Here is a 19,577-nt window from a genome sequence, read left to right on the forward strand (position 1 = left end):
GCGCACATGAAGACGTTCGGCTTTCCCCTTTTGCTCTGTCTGCTCCTCGCCGGGTTCGCCGCCGTGCCGTTCTTCGTCGAGGATTATGGCCTGGGGCTCGCGATTGGCGTGATGGGCTATGTCGCGCTTACCTCGAGCTGGGCTTTGTTTTCAGGCCCGACGCGCTACGTGTCGCTCGCCACCGTGGCGTTCTTCGGGGCGGGGGCCTACACGGTCGCCGTCCTCGCCGATGACCTGCCGTTCTATCTGATCCTCGTCGTCGCGGCGCTGATCGGGCTTGTTGCATCGCTGGTCGTCGGCTTGGCGACGCTGCGGCTGGCCGGTGTCTATTTCGTCGTCTTCAGCTTCGGTCTCGCCGAAATGGTCCGGCAATTGCTGACCTGGTATGAGGTCAACATCACCGGCACGCTCGGCCGCTACATCTTCGTCGATGTCGACACATCAGGCATTTATTACCTGCTGCTGGCGGTATCGGCCGTGGCGCTGGCGATCCGCTGGTGGATCGACCGGGGCAGGCTCGGACTGGCCGTACGGGCCATCGGCGACGATGAAGTGGTGGCGCGCCATGCCGGCGTCGATGTCACCCGCGTCAAGCTCGTGCTGTTCGCCATCAGCTCCGTACTCATCACTCTCATCGGTGCCATAGAGGCGCCGCGCTGGACCTATGTCGAACCGAGCATCGTCTTCAATCCGACGATATCCTTCCTGACGCTGATCATGGCGCTGCTCGGCGGCGCGTCGCGGCTGTGGGGGCCGGCCTGCGGCGCCGTGCCGTTGTTCTTCCTGTTCGAATGGCTCTCCGGCCGCTTTCCGGATCATTATTCCATCATTCTCGGCCTGCTCTTTATCGCCATCGTCTTCCTGTTTCCGGATGGCGTGCTCGCCCGGCTGGAGCAGCTTTGGAAATATTTGAGCGCGCGAAGCGGCAAGTCGAACGGTTCGCAAGAGGTGTCGCATGAGCAGCTTGCTTGAACTCAAAAACCTCAGGAAGGAGTTCGGCGGCCTGGTTGCCGTCAACAATGTCGGCATCTCCGTTACAAAGGGCGAGGTCGTCGGCCTTCTCGGCCCGAACGGATCGGGCAAGACCACGGTGATGAACCTGATTTCCGGGGCTCTCAGTCCGACCGGAGGCGAAGTCCTGCTCAACGGCGCGCCGGTTCACCACATGCCGGTTCATTTACGCGCACGGCAGGGTATCGCCCGCACGTTCCAACTGGTGCGGCTCGCTGCCTCGCTCAGCGTCCGGGACAATGTCGTGCTTTCGCTCGCCTTCGGCCGTCGTCCGCTCTGGGGTCACGCGGCCCATGAGCGTGCGGATGAGGTGCTCGCAATGGTGGGGCTGGCGGGCCGAGGTCAGGCTTCGGTGCATGATCTCAATTACATCGACCAGAAGCGGCTCGAACTCGCCCGTGCCATCGGGCCGGCGCCGGATATTCTCCTGCTCGACGAGTGGCTTGCCGGGCTGAATCCCACCGAGCTTGGAACCGGGATCGAGCTCATCCGCTCGCTCGGTCATACCGGAATGACCATCCTGTTGGTGGAACATATCATGGAGGCCGTGCGCGAGCTCTGCCCACGCTGCGTGGTGATGAGCGCCGGCAGCGTCATCGCCGATGGTCCCACGGCGACGGTCCTGTCGGACGCTGACGTCGTCGCTGCCTATCTGGGAGAGTTCGACTATGCTTGAGGCGCGCAATCTCTCGGTCCGCTATGGCAAGCATCTCGCCCTGGACGACGTTTCTATAAAGGTCGACAAGGGCGAGTGCGTCGTCATTTTGGGCGCGAACGGTACCGGCAAGTCGACGCTGTTGCGTGGGCTCACAGCCATGGTGCCGCTTTCGGGAGCAGGCAAGGTGGCGTTCCTGACAAAGGACATCACCCGTCTCGCTTCTCACAAGGTCGTCGAATGCGGCATTGCGCATGTTCCGGAGGGGCGGGGCGTCTTCACCGAAATGACCGTGGACGAAAACCTCTGGCTCGGCGCCAACCCGAAACGCGCCCGTGAAGGCGTGGGAGATCGCCGTGAAGAGGTGCTGAAACTCTTTCCCAGGCTTGCCGAGCGCAGGGCGCAGCGGGTCGGCACCATGTCCGGCGGCGAGCAGCAGATGGTTGCGGTCGCGCGGGCCTTGATGTCCAAACCCGACCTGCTTCTGCTGGACGAGCCAAGCCTCGGTCTGGCGCCGATCGTGGTCGGAGAATTGTTCCAGGCGCTCAAGCGCATTCGCGACACGGGGATTTCGATGCTGGTGGTCGAGCAGAACGTCCGCGTCAGCCTGTCGATCGCAAGCCGCGGCTATCTTCTGGAAGCCGGCCGGATCGTCGGCGAGAATACGGCCGACAATCTCCGCAATGATCCGGCCGTGAAAAAGGCGTTCCTGGGTCATCATTAAAGGTGCCGAGGCGAACGGCATGAGAGTGGAGCGCGCACGATGGGAAAAATCGAGTTTGAACATTTGTCCGACATCTCGCCCGAGGTCGTGATCGTCGGCCTTGGACCGGTCGGGATCACGCTCTGCAACATCCTCGGAAGCCTGGGCGTCAAGGTGTTGGGCGTGGATGCAAGGGAGGATGTCTACCCTCTGCCGCGCGCCATCGGCATGGATCACGAGGTCATGCGGACATTCCAGAATATAGGCGTCGCCAGCGATCTGGCTGGCGCGGTTGGCGAATATCGGGATTCGGAATACCGCGCTGCCGATGGGTCGCTGTTGCGCCGGTTCATCTCGCCACCGCCGCCGCACAAGCTGGGCTGGCCGGCCTATATGACCTTCGTCCAGCCTGAGCTGGAGCGGGTCCTGCGTGAAAAAGCAGAAATATGGGAAAGCGTCTCGCTGCTGACAGGTGTGGAACTGACCGCGCTGCAAGACCCGGACGAGCCGCATCTGTCGCTACACGACATCGCTACGGGCGACACGGCCACTTTGGCGGCCCCTTTCGTGGTCGGCTGCGACGGCGGCCCGAGCTTCGTCCGACGCAGTCTGGGAATCAGGTTCGAGGACCTGATCTTCGATCAGCCCTGGTTGGTCATTGATGTCATTCTCGGCGATGAAGCGCATGATTTGCCGGAAACCAATGTGCAGTTCTGCCATCCGGCACGACCGCATACATTCGTCGTGCTGCCGGGCAATCTGAGACGCTGGGAGTTCATGATGCTCCCCGGGGAAGAGCCGGAGGAGATCAGTCAGCCGGAGCGCATCTGGGAGCTGCTTTCGCCTTTTATCAAGCCGGGGCAGGCGGAGATCTGGCGCTCGGCCACCTACCGGTTCCACGCACTGGTGGCGGAGCGCTGGCGTATCGGCAATGTCTTCCTCGCCGGCGACGCTTGCCACATGACGCCGCCCTTCCTGGCGCAGGGCATGGTCCAGGGCATCAAGGATGCCGCCAATCTGGGCTGGAAGCTGGCGCATGTCCTGGGCGGCGCATCATCTCTGCTGCTCGACACCTACGAGCAGGAACGGCGGCCGCTGGTGCGCAAGGTGATTGCGATCACCAAGGGGCTGGGCGAGGTGATCTGCGAGACCGACGAAGACAAGGCCAGGCTGCGCGATGAGAAGATGAAGACGCTTGTCCGCGATGGCAAGGGCACCCAGGTGCGGCAGGATCTGTTTCCGCCGATTGCAGATGGTCTGATCGCGCGCCGTTCGACGAGTGAACCAATGCGAGGGGCCGGCGAGGCCTGCCCACAGCCGCGTATATGCGTCGAGGATGGTTCGGTTCTGCTGGATGATCTTGTCGGTCATGGTTTCGCACTGCTGATCGACGGCTTCGATATCGGCGAGACCAATCGTCAGCGGGCGAGCCGGCTTGAAATTGCCGTCTTCGAATTCGGCAGTGATGGCGAAGGTCTGACGGAAGCAGACGGCGTCCTGCGCAACTGGCTTGCCGGCCTCGGCGCACGTGCTGTCCTGGTGCGTCCCGATCGCGTGGTCTTCGGGCTGGCAGAAGACGATGGTGGAGTCGCAACTCTATTGGATCAGCTCGCGCCATGGTTCGGCCAGGGCAACACTGACGCGGGAGCTCAAGACACCCGGCTAGTCGTGTGATATCTGCTACTCGGCAGGTTCTGCTTCGGGGGACAGCGTTCTCGCAATATCAGCCAAAAGCTGCCGCGCCCAGCGATGCAGGCCGGAGCGATGCGTGCGCTCGGTCCAGTACATGTCGATCTCGATCGGGATGTGGATCGGAAAGGGCCGAACCGCCAGGCGATCCCGATAGGCGCTCGCCATGCGATTGGGAATGGTCGCAATCAGGTCGGTGCCGGCGATCATCAGGTCGAGGCTGTCATGGCCCGGCAGCGTCAGCTGCGGCTTGAGCGCGATGTCGCGGAGGCGCAGCGCCTCGAAATAAAGTGCCTGCCATTGGCCATTGTAGGTGACCGCGACATGCGCCGCCGTTTGATAGCGCTCGAGTGTCAGTTCACCGTCTGCAAGTGGATTGGCGCGGTCCATCAGGCAGGAATAGTGATCCGAAACGATATGCCGACGGAAATAACCTTCCCCCAGGATCTGCACCGGGCCAAGGACGATATCCGCACTATTGTCCTTCAATTGCCGCTTGCCGTTGACTGCCGATTCCAGGAGATGGAGGACTACGCGCGGCGCGTTCCGACGGAGCGCGGCGAGATAGGGCGGCACCAGCAGAAAACGCTCATGATGATTGCAGGAGAGCGTGACTGCGCCTTCCGCGGTTGACGGATCGAAATCGCTCGGCGCGGCGATCGCATGCATCCGATTGACGATCTCGCGCGCCTGCGACACGAGATCGCGGCATTTCTCGGTTTCTGCGACACGGTTGCCCTGGCGGACGAACAGCGGATCGCTAAAGGCGCGGCGCAGCCGGTCGATCGTATAACTGACGGTCGACTGGCTGACATCGAGCATGGCCGATGCGGCGGAAAACGAGCCGCAATCCGACACTGTCACCAGTATATGCAGCGTACGCAGATCAATTTGCCCCAGTTCCTCAGGCAGCATCGATAGTCCCAGGTCATCGAAAAAGTCGATGACCTCCATCGTATCCATCCAATTGGCAGAAGGGAAGCCTCACGCTACGCTCCATCCATGAAATTTGCTTTGGAGGAAGCAATGGGAGAAACTTTAGCCCAGGCAGAAATCGTGCGCGCCGTTCCGGTGATCTCGGACGTGTCCTTTGCCGACCTGTTGAAAGACCCATATCCGACATTCGAGCGCGCCCGCGACATGGCCGCGGTGGTCAGGATCGAGGCGGCCAACATCATGGTCGCGACGCGCTACGACGACATCATGGCAATGGAGCGCGACCCCGAGACTTTCTCTTCGGAAAATCCCCAGTCCCTGGTCAACAAGGTCATGGGTCACACCATGATGCGCAAGGATGGCGAGGCCCATGCCATTGAGCGCAAGGCCGTCGAGCCTGCCCTGCGGCCGGGTGCGGTCAAATCCTGCTGGGCGCCACGGCTCGAGGCGATCTTCGACGAGATCATGGCCGGGTTCGAAAGGGAGGGCGAGGCCGATCTCTTCGATGTGCTGGCAGCGCCCATGGCCGGCAGGGCATTGGCCGAAGTGCTTGGCTTTCTCGATGTCGACTGGCAGACCATGGCGCTCTGGTCGCAGTGCCTGATCGATGGCGCGGGTAATTATTCCGGCGACGCTGACATTTCCCGCAAGGCGGCTGAGGCCGCGAAAGGGGTCGAGGCAGCCGTCGATCACGCTTTGCCCTATCATCGCGACAATCCCAACACATCCGTCCTGGCGTCGATGATTCATGCTGATCAGCCGCATACGATCGAGCAGATCTACGCCAATATCAAAGTCGCCGTCGGCGGCGGGCTGAACGAGCCGCGCGATTCCATTCTGACCATGGTTCTCGGACTGTTGCAGAATCCTGACCAGCTTGGGCGCATTATGGCGGATGCCAATCTTTGGCCCACCGCCTTCGAAGAATCCGTGCGCTGGATTTCGCCGATCGGCATGTATCCGCGGCGCGTGACCCGCGACATCGCATTCTCAGGCGTGCAATTGCGGGCCGGCGACCAGGTCGGCCTCTGCGTCGGCGCCGCCAATCGGGATCCGAACCGTTTCGACGCGCCCGACCGCTTCGATGTGTTCCGCGAGAAGAAGTCGCATCTGGCCTTCGGCGCCGGTGCGCATTTCTGCGCTGGCACCTGGGTCGCGCGGCACATGGTCGGCCGGCTCGTCGTGCCGAAACTGTTCGAGAGGCTGCCGAACCTGCGGCTCCGGAACCCGGATGCGGTGCGCATCCAAGGCTGGGTCTTCCGCGGCCCGACAACGCTTCCGGTCGTCTGGGACTGCTGAGAGGAGATCACGATGATGATGATTACATTCGCCCTTCCCAATGGGAAGGAACAGTCCTGCACGGCCAGGGAGGGTCTAAGCCTGATGGAAGTCGCGCTGCAGAACTCCATTCCCGGCATCATCGCCGAATGTAACGGTTCTGCGGCCTGTGCCACCTGCCATGTCGTCGTCGATGATCATCTCTCCGCCGCGCTCGACCCGATCAGCGAGCACGAGAACGACATGCTCGATTTCACCGAGGCGCCGCGACAGGCCGGCAGTCGCCTGAGCTGCCAGATCCGGGTGGATGGCCGCCTCGACGGCAGCCTGATCACCATCCCCGCCGCCGGTTGAGCCATGGTTGATCGCGTCGTCATCGTTGGTGCCGGCCAGGCGGGATTTGCCTGCGCTGCGAAACTGCGGCAGCAGGGTTTTTCGGGAGCAATCACGCTGTTCGGCGATGAGGGTGTCGTGCCCTATCAGCGTCCGCCGCTGAGCAAGGCCTATCTGCTCGGCAAGCTCGAGCCGGAACGCATGGCCTTCCGCGCGTCCGATTTTTTCGTGAGCGTGGCGATCGACCTCCGCGTCAACGAACCGGTCCTGGCAATCGACCGGGAATTGCGGCTTGTCGTGACCAAGGCGGGTCGTTTGCCTTACGATCACCTCGTTCTGGCAACAGGCGCGAGCCCGATCGAACTCCCGGCTCGGATACGCGGCGACGTGGCAAAGGTGTTCCATCTCCGAACGATGGCCGATGCGGACCGGTTGCGGCCAATGCTGCATGACGGAGCGCGTATTCTCGTTGTCGGTGGCGGCTATGTCGGCCTCGAAGTGGCTGCGGCCGGGCGTCAGGCGGGTGCGACCGTGACGCTCATCGAAATGGCAGATCGCATCCTTGGCCGCGTGGCTGCGGAGCCCACGGCCAGACATTTGCGCGAACTTCATGCCTCCCAGGGCGTCACGATTCGCGAGGCGGTCGGTCTCGACACGCTGATCGTGGACGGGCCGGCGATCATGGCCGCGTTGACGGACGGCACGCGCCTATCCGTCGATGCGGTCGTGGTGGGGATTGGTGTTCGCCCCAATAGCGGTCTCGCCGAGCGTGCTGGGCTGACGATTGGCAATGGTGTCATGGTCGACGCGAGTGGCCGGACATCGGATCCTCATATCTGGGCTGCAGGGGATTGCGCATGCTTCCTGCATGATGGCGATTGGATTCGTCTCGAATCCGTTCCGCATGCGATCGCGCAAGCCGAACAGGTCGCCTGCAACATTCTCGGCGAGAATTGTCCTTATCGTCCGCGACCATGGTTCTGGTCGGATCAATATGCGACGAAACTGCAGATCGCCGGCCTCAACCGCGGCTTCGATCACACCGAGGCTGCCACGGGTCCGGCGGAGGATAGTCTGCGTGTCTCCTATTTCCGCGCCGGCAACCTGATCGCCGTCGACTGCATCAACGATGCCCGCGGCTTCATGACCGCCAAGCGCGAACTTGGACTTGTTTAGCGAAAAGCCTCGTCTCCTGACGTCGGTTGTGCAGGCGGAAACGTTTAGGGTTGCAAACGCCCATTTCCAACCCAGCCCTATGCCAGGCGAGATTCGTCATTGAAGCGATGCAGGTTAGCGTCGTCGAACCAGATCGCGGTCACGCTTCCGATGCGAACGTCGTGATTGCCATCCATTTTGATGGTTAGCGTCCCGACCGAGGCCGTTTCGACATAGAGCAGCGTTTCCGACCCTAGATGCTCGACATGGCGGATACTGCCGTGCCAGCGGCCGTCGCCACCGATCTTCAGGTGTTCGGGGCGGATGCCGATCAGCTTGGCGCCAAGCACCTCTGCCTCCGGCCCCTCAATGAAATTCATCTTTGGTGAGCCGATGAAGCCGGCGACGAATGCTGTGGCCGGGCGGGAATAGAGATCCATCGGCGGACCGACCTGCTCGATCCGGCCGCCGTTCAGCACGACGATCTGATCCGCCATGGTCATCGCTTCCACTTGGTCGTGGGTGACATAGACCATGGTCGCCCCCAGGCGCTCATGCAGTTCGGCCAGTTCGACCCGCATCTGGGAACGCAAGGCCGCGTCGAGATTGGACAGCGGCTCATCAAACAGGAAGACCTTGGGTTTGCGAACGATGGCACGGCCGATGGCCACGCGTTGGCGCTGGCCGCCCGAGAGCTGGCGAGGCTTGCGGTCGAGAAGCGATGTCAGTTGCAGGATCGAAGCGGCTTCGGTCACCCGCGCGTCGAGCTCGACTTTCGCCAGTCCTGCCAGTTTGAGCCCGAAGCCGATATTGTCGGCGACGCTCATATGCGGGTAGAGCGCGTAGGACTGGAAAACCATGGCGATGCCGCGTTCGGAGGGATCCCGGTCGGTGACGTTCTCGCCGCCGATGGAAATCGAGCCGGAGGACACCTCCTCCAGCCCGGCAATCATTCGGAGCAATGTCGACTTGCCGCAGCCGGACGGACCGACCAGGACGGTAAAGGAACCGTCGCCTATCGTCAGGTCGAGCTCCGGGATGACCGTATGAGCGCCAAATCGCTTGGCGACGGATCTGAAATTGACATCAGCCATTCTGTCCTCCTGTTGTTTTGCGCCCGCGTCGCGGCTGCGGTTCAGGCGACATCCTTGAGCCTGGCCGCCTCGCGAAGGGTGACGGAAAGCGCGCCTGCCGGCTCTTCGGGGTAGAAGAGATTGGTGATCCAGACCCGTCCCCGATCGGCGCAGAGCTCCACCACCCCCTGGTCGACATAGAGCGTCAGATCGAGACCGCCTTCCGGCCAGTCGATCTCCACTTCATAGTCGTGGGCGAAATCCGGTATTGCATGCGTCGCGTCGCGGCTTGAGCGGATGCGGCCGTGCGCATGTGTATCCCGGATGAGGGTGAGATGCGGCGCCGCTTCGCCGAACAAGGCGATGGCTTGCTCCTCGCCCGGTTCGAGGCGGACAAGCGCCTCCCAACGGTAGGTTCCGTTCGCGATATCCGGACGGTAACAGGCAAAGCGGCGGTGAACCATGGTCGGCACGTGCATGGCCAGGCGCAGGCGTGCCGCGTCGCCAACCAGCCTGATTTCGCGCGGTAGCGTCATGACGCCGCGAAATGCCGTGGTCGGCGTCGCCCGTGCATAAAGCCAGTTGCTCGCCCAGGCGAGCGCGAGAGGCCGCCCCGCCTCGGCATCGAAGAAGGTCTGGGCGGCGTAGCAGTCACGGCCATGGTCGAGCCAGAGAATGGTGGAAGGCAGATTGGCGTTGCTGAAGGTCCTGCCGTCGAAGGCGCCGATGAAATACTGCGTGCCGGAACCTCCGGCATAAGCGCCGCCACCTATGCCGACGATCAGCGCCCAATGCTCGGACCCGTCGGGAGCGGCAAGCCTGATCAGGTCGGGACACTCCCATGGCCCCCCGCCGTGGCAGCCGTCATGGTCGCCGAAAGTGCTCAACGGTTCCCAGTCAACCAGGTTGGTCGACCCATAGAAACCGATCGTCTCGCCCATGGTCACCAGCATGACCCATTGCGCGCTCTCGGCATGCCAGATCACCTTGGGATCACGGAAAACCTCGAGGCCGGGATTGGCCAGGACCGGATTTCCGGGATCGACGGCGAAGGTCTGAAGCGACCGGTCGGCATGTACGAGGCGCTGGCTCTCGACATCGCGTCCGTCCGCCATCTGCCGGTGCGCGGTATAGAAGAGCTTGACCTCTTTTTCAGCCGTCTCGATGGCAGAGCCGGACCAGCAGGCGTCATCTGCGTCGGGCCGAAGGGCGACCGCGTGTTCCAGCCAATCGACCAGGTTTTCGCTGGACGCATGCCCCCAATGCATCGGGCCATGGCTGACGCTGTGCGGATCGTGCTGATAGAACAGATGATATCGGCCGTCGACGACGATCAACCCATTGGGATCGTTCATCCAACCGCTCGCCGGCGAAAAATGCAGGCGAGGGCGGTATTTCTCGGCAATGTCCATGGATTACCCCTTGACGCCCGAGCCCATGACCGAGGCGATGAACTGGCGTTGCATGATCAGAAAGAACAGGACGACAGGCACGGCCATGCAGACGGCGAAAGCCATGATGTTGCCCCAATAGGCCTGGTTGGTGCCGTAATAAGCAGACATCGCAACCGATAGCGGCCGATGTTCGGGGCCGCGCGTCACCATGACCGGCCAGAGATAGGAGTTCCAGATCTCCAGGAACTGCAGCACGGCAATGGCCGAGATGACCGGCCGGGAAAGCGGCATGGCGACATAGCGGTAGATCTGGAAGAAGGAAAAGCCGTCGATCCGCGCCGCCTCGATCAATTCTTTCGGAAAGCGGGTGAAGAACTGGTAGAACAGGAAGATCGACATGGCATTGGCGACGCCCGGCACGATCTGGACCGTGTAGCCATCGATCAGATGCGCCCAGCCCGCCATCATCAGTTGCGGCAAAGCCAAGCTCTCCCACGGAATGGCAAGTGTCGCCAGGATGATGACCATCAGGGGCCGGCGCAGGCGGATGGTTCCCTGCGCGAGTACGAAGGCGGCCATCGAGTTGAGCAGGATGGAGAGGGTCAGTGTCGAAAAGGCGATCAGCGCCGTATTGGCAAGATAGCGGGCGAAGGGATGAACCGGATCGGTCCAGACCTGGATATAGTTGGTGAGCGAGACCACTTCGGGAATAAAGGATCTGAGCCGGCCCATCGACACGAGAATATCCTGCTCGTCGGGATTGAGGCTGATAGTCACGGCCATCATCAGTGGCAGCAAGACGCTGACGGCAAGGGCACAGGCGAAAAGGAACGGCATCGTGAGACGACGGCGGGCGACGGACATCAGGCTTCTCCCTCATTCCTGATCAAGCGGCGCTGGAGGAGTGCAATCGCCGACACGGCGAGGAAGAACATCACGGCGACGGAGGAGGCATAGCCGACCTTTTGCTGGGCGAAGCCTTGGGTATAGAGATATTGGATGATCGTCGTCGTGGCGCCGTTCGGACCGCCTTTGGTCAGGATGTTCACCTGGGTGAAGAGTTTCAGCGCGCCTACCGTGGTGATGATCAGCAGGAAGATGTTGACGTTGCGCAGGCCCGGCCAGGTGACGAAGCGAAACCGATGCCAGGCATTGGCGCCATCGATGCGGGCGGCCTCATACTGTTCTTCCGGTATATCCTGAAGGCCGGCGAGATAGATCAGCATCTGGTAGGGAAAGGTCGCCCAGGCCGACAGAAGCACGATTGCCCCCATGGCGGTCGTGGAATTGCCGAGGAAATCGACAAACGCGCTGTCGCCGGCAAACCATTGGACGATCGTGTTGAACGGGCCGTTGGGGATGCGATAGAGCACGGCCCAGATCGCCGCGATCACCGTCATCGGCAACAATAGCGGCAGGATCGCCACGGCGCGGAAAAAGGCGCGAAACGGAATGGCGCTGTTCAGGATCAGCGCGGTGCCAAGCGACATGGCCAGCTGGAGCGGCACGACGAGCAGCGCGAACAGCACGGTATTGCCGATCGCCTGCCAGAACAGAGGGTCGACCAGCACGCGCCCATAATTGCCGAGCCCGACGAATTTGGTGGGGATCGGTCGCGGCATGATGCGTTGATCGGTGAAGGAGAACCAGAAGGACAGCAGGAAGGGAACGATCACCAGGACCACCAGCAGGATGAATCCTGGCAGAAGCATTGCCCATTCCTGTCGCTGGCTGCGGGATTTGAGAGACATTACGACCTCGGTTCCGTTCGGCGGGACCGGCGGGCGCGGGAACCACGCTCGCCGGTCGGACTATTCTGAATTACTGCTTGCCGAAGGGCGGATAGCCACTGTTGTCGGCGATATCCTGGTCGATCGCCTTGGCGGCGCGGTCGAGCTCGGCCTTGACGTCGGCATTGCCGGTCAGGATGTTGACAATGGCTTGCGACCAGCTCGACGTCATCACCGGATAGGCCGGATGCACGGGTCGGACCATTGCGCAGCAGGCGCCCTGCTCGGCAAACAGCTCTCCCGGGGCACCCTTCTTGAAATTCTCCGTCAGGGGCAGTGCCGAAGTGCGCGACGGCGCATAGCCGGTAATGTTGGCATAGGCGGCCACCTGTTCCGTCGACATGGCGTAGTTGAGGAAAAGCTTGATATCCTTCAGGTCCTGCGCCTTGGCTGGAACAGCCCAGCTCCAGCCGCCATTCGGCGACTTCACGCCGTCAGGGCCGAATTTCGGCGCCGGAATCAGCACCAGGTCTTTGCCGAGTCCCTTGGCATAGGCCGGCCACATCCAGTTGCCGACCCAGGAGAGCGCCGAGGTCTTGTCGCCGTAGAATGTGTTGTCGCCGGCGCTGGCCGGAACGACCCATCCCTTCTTCACCCAGGATTGGACTTCGGAAAGAGCATCGACATTGGCCTTGGAATTGATCGTCCCTTCCGCGACCCAGGTCTTGCGGTCGACGAGATCGCCGCCATTGGACTCCACAAACGGAAGGAAGCCATAGGTCATCCATTCGCCGGCACCGTAGTTGAGCTTCAGATCGAGGGGCCAGCGGACACCGGGCACGGTCGCGAGCTTGGCCAGCGCGTCACGGAATTCGTCCCGGCTCCAGGCATTGTCCGGCGTGGTGGGAATGCGTACGCCCGCTTTTTCGAGCATCGACTTGTTGCCCCACAGGATGACGGAGGAGTCATACGGGCTGATGCTGTAGAGCGCGTTGGTCGGCGCGTAGGTCCCTTGTTCCCTGACGGAGGGCAGGAGATCGGCGAGCACTGAGGGATCGATGAGCGAGCCGATTGGCTGAAGCGTTCCGGCCCAGGCCATGCTCGCCATGTTGGGCCCATCGATCAGGACCACGTCGGGCAGGTCGCCGGATTGCGTGGCCGATTGGATCGCGTTGTTGATATTCGGCACCGGCACGACATCGGCGCTCACGTCCTCAGCCTTGAATTTGGCGTTGAACATATCCTTGAGCTGCTGGAAATAGGGCTTTTCGGTATCGCCATCGATCACCCAGACGGTGATCTTGCCTGCAAAGGCATGCGAAGCCGAAAGGCAGGCGGCAAGAGCCACGCCCGCAAAAAGAATGCGTTTCATCACGAACCTCCCCAGTGACCGCCGTCCATTGACAACGTGAGACAATTGAGTGTCAGAGTTGTCTCACGTTGTCAATTGGTGTTTTCAAGGACGTTTTGTCGCGACGTAGCCGGCTTTACATGGATGCGCGCTCGATGAAATGGCCCGCAAGGCGGAGGGTCAAGGCATCGCCCGGCCTGTCGATGGCATGCATCATCGCGCGCCGTCCCATCTCATAATAGGGCAGTTCCATGGTCGAAAGGCCCGGGCGCAGCAGGCTGGCGATCGGCTCGAGATTGTCGAAACTGGCGACGGCGACGTCACGGCCTACCCTCAGCCCCATCTCGGACAGCACCGAATAGACATCCATTGCGAGGGTATCCTGTCCGCAGAGGATGAGATCCGGCCGCTCAGGACCGGAAAACAGCCGCGGAAGGATCTGGTCGGAGATATATCTCGGCTGGTCGTCGTAGCCGGGCTTGGCGGCCGACTGGATCGAGCGCTTGACATCCAGCCCGCGGGCCGCCGCCGCCTCGATAAAGCCCTGGGCCCGCAACGAACTGGCGACAAGGTGGCCAGCCAGGTTGAGAAAGGCCGGGCGGCGGTAGCCCTTGTCGAAGATTATTGTGGCAAGATCGAAGCCAAGCTTGCGGTCATCGGGTATGACCGACGGCAGGCGCCCATCCGCATCGAAGCAGTTCAACAGCACATGCGGAATGCTGCTCGGCGAAACCCTCACTTCCTGATGGTAGATGGCGGCATAGATCACCGCTTCGGCCCGGAAGGCTGCCAGCTGGCTCTGCGCCAGGGACGCGGTGGCACTGTCGCGCTCGATATTGAACAGCATCATCTGCTTGCCGCGTTCCCAAGCGACATCCTGTGCACCCCGGATGAGTTCGATCGACGACGAGGTGGTTGCGACGCCGGCCGCGAGAAAGCCGATGATATTGCTCTTCTGCGAACGCATCATGCGCGCGGCTTGCGATGGCTCATAGCCAATTTCGGCGATGATTGCCTCGATGCGTGCACGCGTCCTGGCGTTGACGAGCGGATCGCCGTTTATGACGCGCGAAACCGTTTTCAAAGACGTTTTCGCCCGTTCCGCGATTTCCTTTTGCGATGCCATTTCCGAGCGGATTCCCACGCAGCCAGAAATATTGCCTTGGAGGCAGCAGGTGGATCGCCGGCCGCCGGCGATACTCACTCGCTAGGCTATATATTTTTTAGGGCATGTCGCAAAGTCTTTGGATGAACTCCATTTGGGACGTTTACAGGCAAAGTGCGCCGATCTGTCATAGAAGCGCCAGCCGATGCCGGTGGTCGGCGACGTGTCGATAGACGGCGAAAAATCTTTGCTCAGTCCTAAATCGGCACGAACATGCCGAGCTTGATGTCCTTCAGTACGACATTGGTATGAATACGCTTGATCTGGGGATTCTCCGACATCAGGTTGGCTGTGATCTCGTCATACTGCTCCACGTCACGCGCGGTGATGATCGCGACCAGGTCGACAGAGCCGGTGACATAATAGACTTGCTGGATATGCTCCTGCTTGGCCAGCCAGAGCCGGAATTTTGACAGCGCGTCGTAGTTCTCGCGTTCGATCTCCATGCCGGCGATGAACGTCATGGGGTTGCCGGCCACCTTGCGGTCGACAAGCGCGATCTCGGCCGTGATGATGCCGGAGTCGCGCATTCGCTTCAGGCGACGCTGGACAGCCGAAGCGGAGAGACCGACGAGGTCGCCGATGGCCTCGGCTTTCATCTGGCAGTCGACCTGGACGATGCCGAGAATCTTGCGGTCGAAGTCGTCAATCGGTTCCATGGTCTCATTCCCGGCAGTCGTTTCGGCGCACAATATGCACAGATTGCACGGCATGGCCGCAGAATTCTGCTGACAGGCGCCTAACTGCTTCCCAATCCACCGCTTTTACGTGGAATCTGCGCATTTGTTGTGGAGGCTTGCCAGAACGTCCAATCCTTTGGCCATTTTGCAAGCTTTCGACTGACACTCTGCACCCTCATCTTGTTGCCATCGTTCAGGATGAGGAGCCGACATGATCCAATACAACATCGCGCTTATCGGATTCGGTGGGGTCAATCGCGCCCTTGCCCAACTCGTGGCCGAGCGCAACGATCGCTGGCAGGCGGAGCTTGGCTTTCGGCTCAACATCGTTGCGGTCACCGACCTCAATCTCGGCTCCGTCGTTTCGGCAAACGGGATCGATCCGCGCATGCTTGTCGGGACGAAATTCGAAAGAGGCGGCTTTGCCAGGCTTTCCGGCGGCTCGGCGGAGGCGGACAATGAAAAGGTCATCCGGCATGCGCCTGCCGATATCGTCGCGGAAGCCACCTTCACCAACCCCGACAATGGCGAGCCGGCCGTGTCCCACTGCCGCTGGGCGCTTGAAAGCGGCAGGCATGTGGTCACCACCAACAAAGGCCCGGTCGCCCTTGCGGCCGACGAGCTCAAGACACTGGCCCGCCGTCATCATGTGTCTTTCGAATATGAAGGCGCGGTGATGAGCGGGACGCCGGTCATCCGCATGGCGAAGACCACGCTTGCCGGTGCCGGGCTTACCGGCTTCGAAGGCATTCTCAACGGCACCTCGAATTTCGTCCTGGGTCGCATGGAGGCGGGGCTCGGCTTCTCCGAAGCGGTGGGCGGGGCACAGGCACTCGGTTACGCCGAGGCCGATCCGACGGCTGATGTCGAAGGCCACGATGTGCGGCTCAAGGTGGTCATCCTGGCGAACGAACTCCTGGGTGGCGCGCTTAAACCAGCCGACGTCTCCTGCAAAGGGATCTCGTCGCTGACCGTATCGGACATCGAGGCTGCCGCGAAGGACGGCTGCCGCTGGAAGCTGATCGGCTCGGCCATCCGCCGTGAGAGCGGCCGGATCGAGGCCTGCGTCGCACCGCGGCGCCTGGCCCTCGACCATCCGCTCGCCGCGGTGGGTGGCGCCGTCAATGCGGTTTGCTTCGCCACCGACATGCTTGGCGCTGTTACGGTCACCGGCCCGGGAGCCGGGCGGATCGAAACGGCCTACGCACTTCTCTCCGACATCGTCGCCATCCACCGTACGGCGCCGGCTCGCATGACGAAGGAAGCCGCAGAATGACCGCCGCAAAGCCCAGGAGCATTCCGGATGTGGAAGAACTTCCTGTTCTCAACCCCTATGACGGCTCGCTGGTCGGGTGCATCGAGGTAAGCAGACACGACGATGTGGATACACTCCTTGCTCGCGCCAGGAAGGGGGCGGCGCTGTCGCGTGCACTGCCGCGCCATCAGCGGGCGTCCATCCTGGAAAAAGCAGCAAGGCTTGTCGACGAGCGCTGCGAGGACTTCGCCCGCACCATCGTCAGCGAGGCCGGCAAGACGATTGTCCAGGCGCGCAAGGAGACGTTGCGCTGCGTCAACACGCTGAGGCTCTCCGCGGAGGAGGCCAGGCGCAATGCCGGAGAGATCGTGCCGTTCGATGCCTTTGCAGGTTCCGAAGCGCGCCAGGGCTGGTTCACACGCGAGCCACTCGGCATCGTCGCTGCCATCACGCCTTACAACGACCCGCTGAACCTCGTGGCACACAAGCTCGGCCCCGCCATAGCCGGCGGCAATGCGGTCCTGTTGAAGCCGTCGGAACTTGCGCCATTTTCGGCTGTCAAACTTGTCGAGGCGCTGGCCGAGGCAGGCTTGCCGGAAGCGATCATCACAATTGCGATCGGTGGTGCGGATCTTGGGCGCGCCATCGTTTCAGCCAGGGACGTCCGGATGGTGTCGTTTACCGGAGGCTTTGCGACCGGCGAGGCAATCTCCCGGTCTGCCGGGCTGAAGAAACTGGCCATGGATCTCGGTGGCAATGCCCCGGTTATCGTGATGGCGGACTGCGATATCGGCAAGGCAGTGGCAAGCTGCATATCGGGCGCCTTCTGGGCGGCCGGTCAGAATTGCGTCGGCACGCAGCGCATCCTTGTTCAGGCCCCCTGTTATGACCACTTCCGTGAGGCGTTCGTGGCAGGCACTGCAGGGCTCAGGACTGGTGACCCCTGCCGCGATGAGACGGATGTCGGGCCGATGATCTCGCCGGCTGCGGCCGAACGCGCGGAAGCCGTGGTCGACGAAGCGATTGGCGCCGGAGCGCGGCTCCTGTGTGGACATCGGCGCAGACGCGCACTCTACAGCCCGACAGTCTTGGAGGGTGTTTCGCATGCAAGCCGGCTCTGGCGGGAGGAAATCTTCGCGCCGGTGGTCATACTCGAACGTTTCGAGACGCTTGCCGACGCGATCCGCATGGCCAACGAACCGGACTACAGCCTGCATGCCGGCATCTTCACCAACAATCTCGCCGATGCGCTGGAAGCGGCGGCCGGTATAGAAGCGGGCGGGGTGATGATCAACGACTCATCGGACTACCGCTTCGACGCCATGCCCTTCGGGGGCTTCAAACATGGCAGCATGGGACGCGAAGGCGTGCGTTTTGCCTATGAGGACATGACCCAGCCAAAGGTGATCTGCATCAACCGCGGCTAATATGCGGAAAGTCCGCAGCAAGCGCGCAATGATGCAGGAAAAAATTTCAAAAGTGGCAAATTGCGCAGCCGGGCCGCGCACGCGGACGATAAACTCCGTGAAAACAAATCCACCCAGAACTGGGGAACCACGTGAATGACGAGCGACATTTCCTGCGCGTTGCGCGTGGACGACGTATACAAGAGCTACGGCTCCCATGAAGTGCTGAAAGGCATTTCTCTTGTCGCAAGAAAGGGTGCTGTCATCTCGCTGATCGGTTCCTCCGGTTCCGGCAAGAGCACCTTTCTCCGCTGCATCAATTTTCTCGAAATTCCCGATCGCGGCCGCTTCGTCATCAATGGCGAGGAAGTGCTGATGAAGGCGGATCGGGATGGCCGCGCCCATCCCGCCAACTGGCGGCAGGTGGAGCGCATTCGCACTGGCCTCGGCATGGTTTTTCAGAGTTTCAACCTCTGGGCTCACATGACCGTGCTCGAAAATGTCATCGAAGCGCCGATGTATGTCCTCGGCATGAGCAGCAGGGAAGCGACCGAGAAGGCGGACGCCCTGCTGCAGAAGGTCGGGCTTTATGAAAAGCGCAATGTCTACCCGGCCTTTCTGTCAGGCGGCCAGCAGCAGCGCGCTTCCATAGCGCGCGCACTCTGCGTTGACCCTTCTGTGATGCTGTTCGACGAGCCGACATCGGCGCTCGATCCCGAACTTGTCGGGGAGGTGCTGAAAGTCATCCGCGATCTTGCCGAGGAGGGCCGCACGATGCTGCTGGTCACGCATGAGATGAAGTTCGCCCGCGACGTTTCCAGCCACGTGATGTTCCTTCACCAGGGCCGCGTGGAGGAGGAGGGCCCGCCGAAGCAGATCTTCGGTGCGCCCGCCAGCGCGCGGTGTCGGGAATTCACCAGCGCGTCGCGTCACTGACGCCGCGCGCTCGCCAATCGAAAAGAAGGGGAATGAAGATGAAGACTGCGATCCACCTTGCTGCCGGAGCGATGCTCCTTGTCTCTGCGGCCGGCGCAAGTGCCGAAGTGCGCTTCGGCGTCATGAACGAAGCCTACCCGCCGTTCTTCACCAAGGACGCCAGCGGAAAATGGGTCGGTTGGGAAATCGAACTGATGGATGCCGTCTGCGCCGAGATGAAGGAGAAATGCTCCATCGTCGACATGTCCTGGGATGGCCTGATCCCCGGTCTTCAATCCAAGAAGTTCGACGTCATCTGGTCGTCGATGTCCATCACCGACGAACGCAAGAAGACGATCGCCTTCACCGACAAATATTACAACACGCCGAGCAAGCTGATCGGCGCGCAGGGCGCCAAGGCCGGCACCGATGTCGCCGATGTCACGGGCAAGACGATCGGCATCCAGGTCTCGACGATCCAGTCTGAATATTACAAGAAGTATTATGCGAGTGCAGCGTCGGAAAAGACCTATGCCACGTTGGACGAGGCGTTCCAGGACCTCGCCGTCGGCCGCGTCGATTATGTTTTCGGCGATTCCATTCCATTGATGACCTTCCTCCATTCCGATTTCGGCAAGGGCTGCTGCGCCGACATGGGCAATGTCAAAGACGATCCGGAGGTTCTCGGACAGGGCATCGGCGGCGGCCTGCGCAAGGAGGATACCGCGCTCCTGGCCAAGCTGAACGCCGCCATCGCCGCCGTCAGGGCGAGCGGAAAATACACTGAAATCTCTAAGAAATATTTCGATTTCGACCCCTACGGCGAGTGATCCCGAAGGGCGGGCGCC

Annotated in this window: 19 protein-coding genes; 11 read left to right on the forward strand and 8 right to left on the reverse strand. The window is 61.6% G+C overall.

All coding sequences use genetic code 11. The features are described from left to right. Positions 1-6: 6 nt before the first annotated feature. From AC1D06_RS00720 to mhpA, 4 genes are read left to right on the forward strand one after another with little or no spacing between them, the layout of a single operon-like run. Positions 7-972: a branched-chain amino acid ABC transporter permease gene (locus AC1D06_RS00720; RefSeq protein WP_477984234.1), complete on the forward strand. Its 966-nt coding sequence runs from the start codon at positions 7-9 to the stop codon at positions 970-972. Continuing rightward, the gene (locus tag AC1D06_RS00725) at positions 956-1,687 is read left to right on the forward strand and encodes an ABC transporter ATP-binding protein (RefSeq protein ID WP_477984236.1); all 732 of its coding nucleotides are present in this window, start codon (positions 956-958) and stop codon (positions 1,685-1,687) included. Before AC1D06_RS00720 ends, AC1D06_RS00725 begins: the two co-directional genes overlap by 17 nt. Beyond that, entirely contained in the window at positions 1,680-2,390 is a 711-nt protein-coding gene (locus tag AC1D06_RS00730) for an ABC transporter ATP-binding protein (RefSeq protein ID WP_477984238.1), read from the forward strand. Before AC1D06_RS00725 ends, AC1D06_RS00730 begins: the two co-directional genes overlap by 8 nt. Before the next feature lie 39 nt (positions 2,391-2,429). Next, the gene (mhpA, locus tag AC1D06_RS00735) at positions 2,430-4,043 is read left to right on the forward strand and encodes a bifunctional 3-(3-hydroxy-phenyl)propionate/3-hydroxycinnamic acid hydroxylase MhpA (protein ID WP_477984240.1); all 1,614 of its coding nucleotides are present in this window, start codon (positions 2,430-2,432) and stop codon (positions 4,041-4,043) included. 6 nt (positions 4,044-4,049) lie between these two features. Here the strand turns inward: mhpA and AC1D06_RS00740 are convergent, their stop codons facing one another. Then, the gene (locus AC1D06_RS00740; protein ID WP_477984242.1) at positions 4,050-5,012 is read right to left on the reverse strand and encodes a LysR family transcriptional regulator; all 963 of its coding nucleotides are present in this window, start codon (positions 5,010-5,012) and stop codon (positions 4,050-4,052) included. Between the two features lie 72 nt (positions 5,013-5,084). Between AC1D06_RS00740 and AC1D06_RS00745 the strand changes: the two genes are divergently transcribed. The 3 genes from AC1D06_RS00745 to AC1D06_RS00755 are packed head-to-tail and all read left to right on the forward strand — an operon-like array spanning position 5,085 to position 7,781. Then, entirely contained in the window at positions 5,085-6,293 is a 1,209-nt protein-coding gene (locus AC1D06_RS00745; protein ID WP_477984244.1) for a cytochrome P450, read from the forward strand. Between the two features lie 12 nt (positions 6,294-6,305). Then, complete coding sequence (locus AC1D06_RS00750) at positions 6,306-6,626, forward strand: 2Fe-2S iron-sulfur cluster-binding protein (protein ID WP_477984246.1); 321 nt, start codon at positions 6,306-6,308, stop codon at positions 6,624-6,626. Positions 6,627-6,629: 3 nt separating this feature from the next. Next, positions 6,630-7,781, forward strand: coding sequence for an NAD(P)/FAD-dependent oxidoreductase (locus tag AC1D06_RS00755; protein ID WP_477984248.1), 1,152 nt, complete (start codon positions 6,630-6,632; stop codon positions 7,779-7,781). Between the two features lie 77 nt (positions 7,782-7,858). On the opposite strand, the gene AC1D06_RS00760 is transcribed toward AC1D06_RS00755, so the two are convergent. The 7 genes from AC1D06_RS00760 to AC1D06_RS00790 all read right to left on the reverse strand — a co-directional run bounded on the left by AC1D06_RS00760 (position 7,859) and on the right by AC1D06_RS00790 (position 15,132). Next, complete coding sequence (locus AC1D06_RS00760; RefSeq protein WP_477984250.1) at positions 7,859-8,854, reverse strand: ABC transporter ATP-binding protein; 996 nt, start codon at positions 8,852-8,854, stop codon at positions 7,859-7,861. A gap of 41 nt (positions 8,855-8,895) precedes the next feature. Continuing rightward, positions 8,896-10,245: a glycoside hydrolase family 32 protein gene (locus AC1D06_RS00765; RefSeq protein WP_477984252.1), complete on the reverse strand. Its 1,350-nt coding sequence runs from the start codon at positions 10,243-10,245 to the stop codon at positions 8,896-8,898. Between the two features lie 3 nt (positions 10,246-10,248). Then, positions 10,249-11,091 carry a carbohydrate ABC transporter permease gene (locus tag AC1D06_RS00770; RefSeq protein WP_477875357.1) on the reverse strand — a complete coding sequence of 281 codons (843 nt, stop codon included), beginning with the start codon at positions 11,089-11,091 and terminating at the stop codon, positions 10,249-10,251. Further along, positions 11,091-11,939, reverse strand: a complete 849-nt coding sequence (locus tag AC1D06_RS00775; protein ID WP_477984254.1) for a carbohydrate ABC transporter permease — start codon at positions 11,937-11,939, stop codon at positions 11,091-11,093. Before AC1D06_RS00775 ends, AC1D06_RS00770 begins: the two co-directional genes overlap by 1 nt. Before the next feature lie 109 nt (positions 11,940-12,048). Next, positions 12,049-13,329: an ABC transporter substrate-binding protein gene (locus AC1D06_RS00780; protein WP_477984256.1), complete on the reverse strand. Its 1,281-nt coding sequence runs from the start codon at positions 13,327-13,329 to the stop codon at positions 12,049-12,051. Between the two features lie 115 nt (positions 13,330-13,444). After that, positions 13,445-14,434 carry a LacI family DNA-binding transcriptional regulator gene (locus tag AC1D06_RS00785; protein ID WP_477875360.1) on the reverse strand — a complete coding sequence of 330 codons (990 nt, stop codon included), beginning with the start codon at positions 14,432-14,434 and terminating at the stop codon, positions 13,445-13,447. A 236-nt stretch (positions 14,435-14,670) separates the two neighbouring features. Continuing rightward, a complete protein-coding gene (locus tag AC1D06_RS00790) occupies positions 14,671-15,132 on the reverse strand; it encodes an Lrp/AsnC family transcriptional regulator (protein ID WP_477984258.1) in 462 nt (153 codons plus the stop codon). Between the two features lie 232 nt (positions 15,133-15,364). Between AC1D06_RS00790 and AC1D06_RS00795 the strand changes: the two genes are divergently transcribed. From AC1D06_RS00795 to AC1D06_RS00810, 4 genes are all read left to right on the forward strand, one after another. Continuing rightward, positions 15,365-16,429 (forward strand): homoserine dehydrogenase, encoded by a 1,065-nt coding sequence (locus tag AC1D06_RS00795; protein WP_477875362.1) that lies wholly within the window; start codon positions 15,365-15,367, stop codon positions 16,427-16,429. Beyond that, positions 16,426-17,835: an aldehyde dehydrogenase family protein gene (locus AC1D06_RS00800; protein WP_477984260.1), complete on the forward strand. Its 1,410-nt coding sequence runs from the start codon at positions 16,426-16,428 to the stop codon at positions 17,833-17,835. The genes AC1D06_RS00795 and AC1D06_RS00800 overlap by 4 nt, the downstream gene beginning before the upstream one ends. Before the next feature lie 135 nt (positions 17,836-17,970). Further along, a complete protein-coding gene (locus tag AC1D06_RS00805) occupies positions 17,971-18,750 on the forward strand; it encodes an ABC transporter ATP-binding protein (protein WP_477984262.1) in 780 nt (259 codons plus the stop codon). A gap of 38 nt (positions 18,751-18,788) precedes the next feature. Beyond that, entirely contained in the window at positions 18,789-19,559 is a 771-nt protein-coding gene (locus AC1D06_RS00810) for a transporter substrate-binding domain-containing protein (protein ID WP_477984264.1), read from the forward strand. Positions 19,560-19,577 lie beyond the last annotated feature (18 nt).

Source organism: Rhizobium sp. P2_G2 (genome assembly GCF_056403555.1).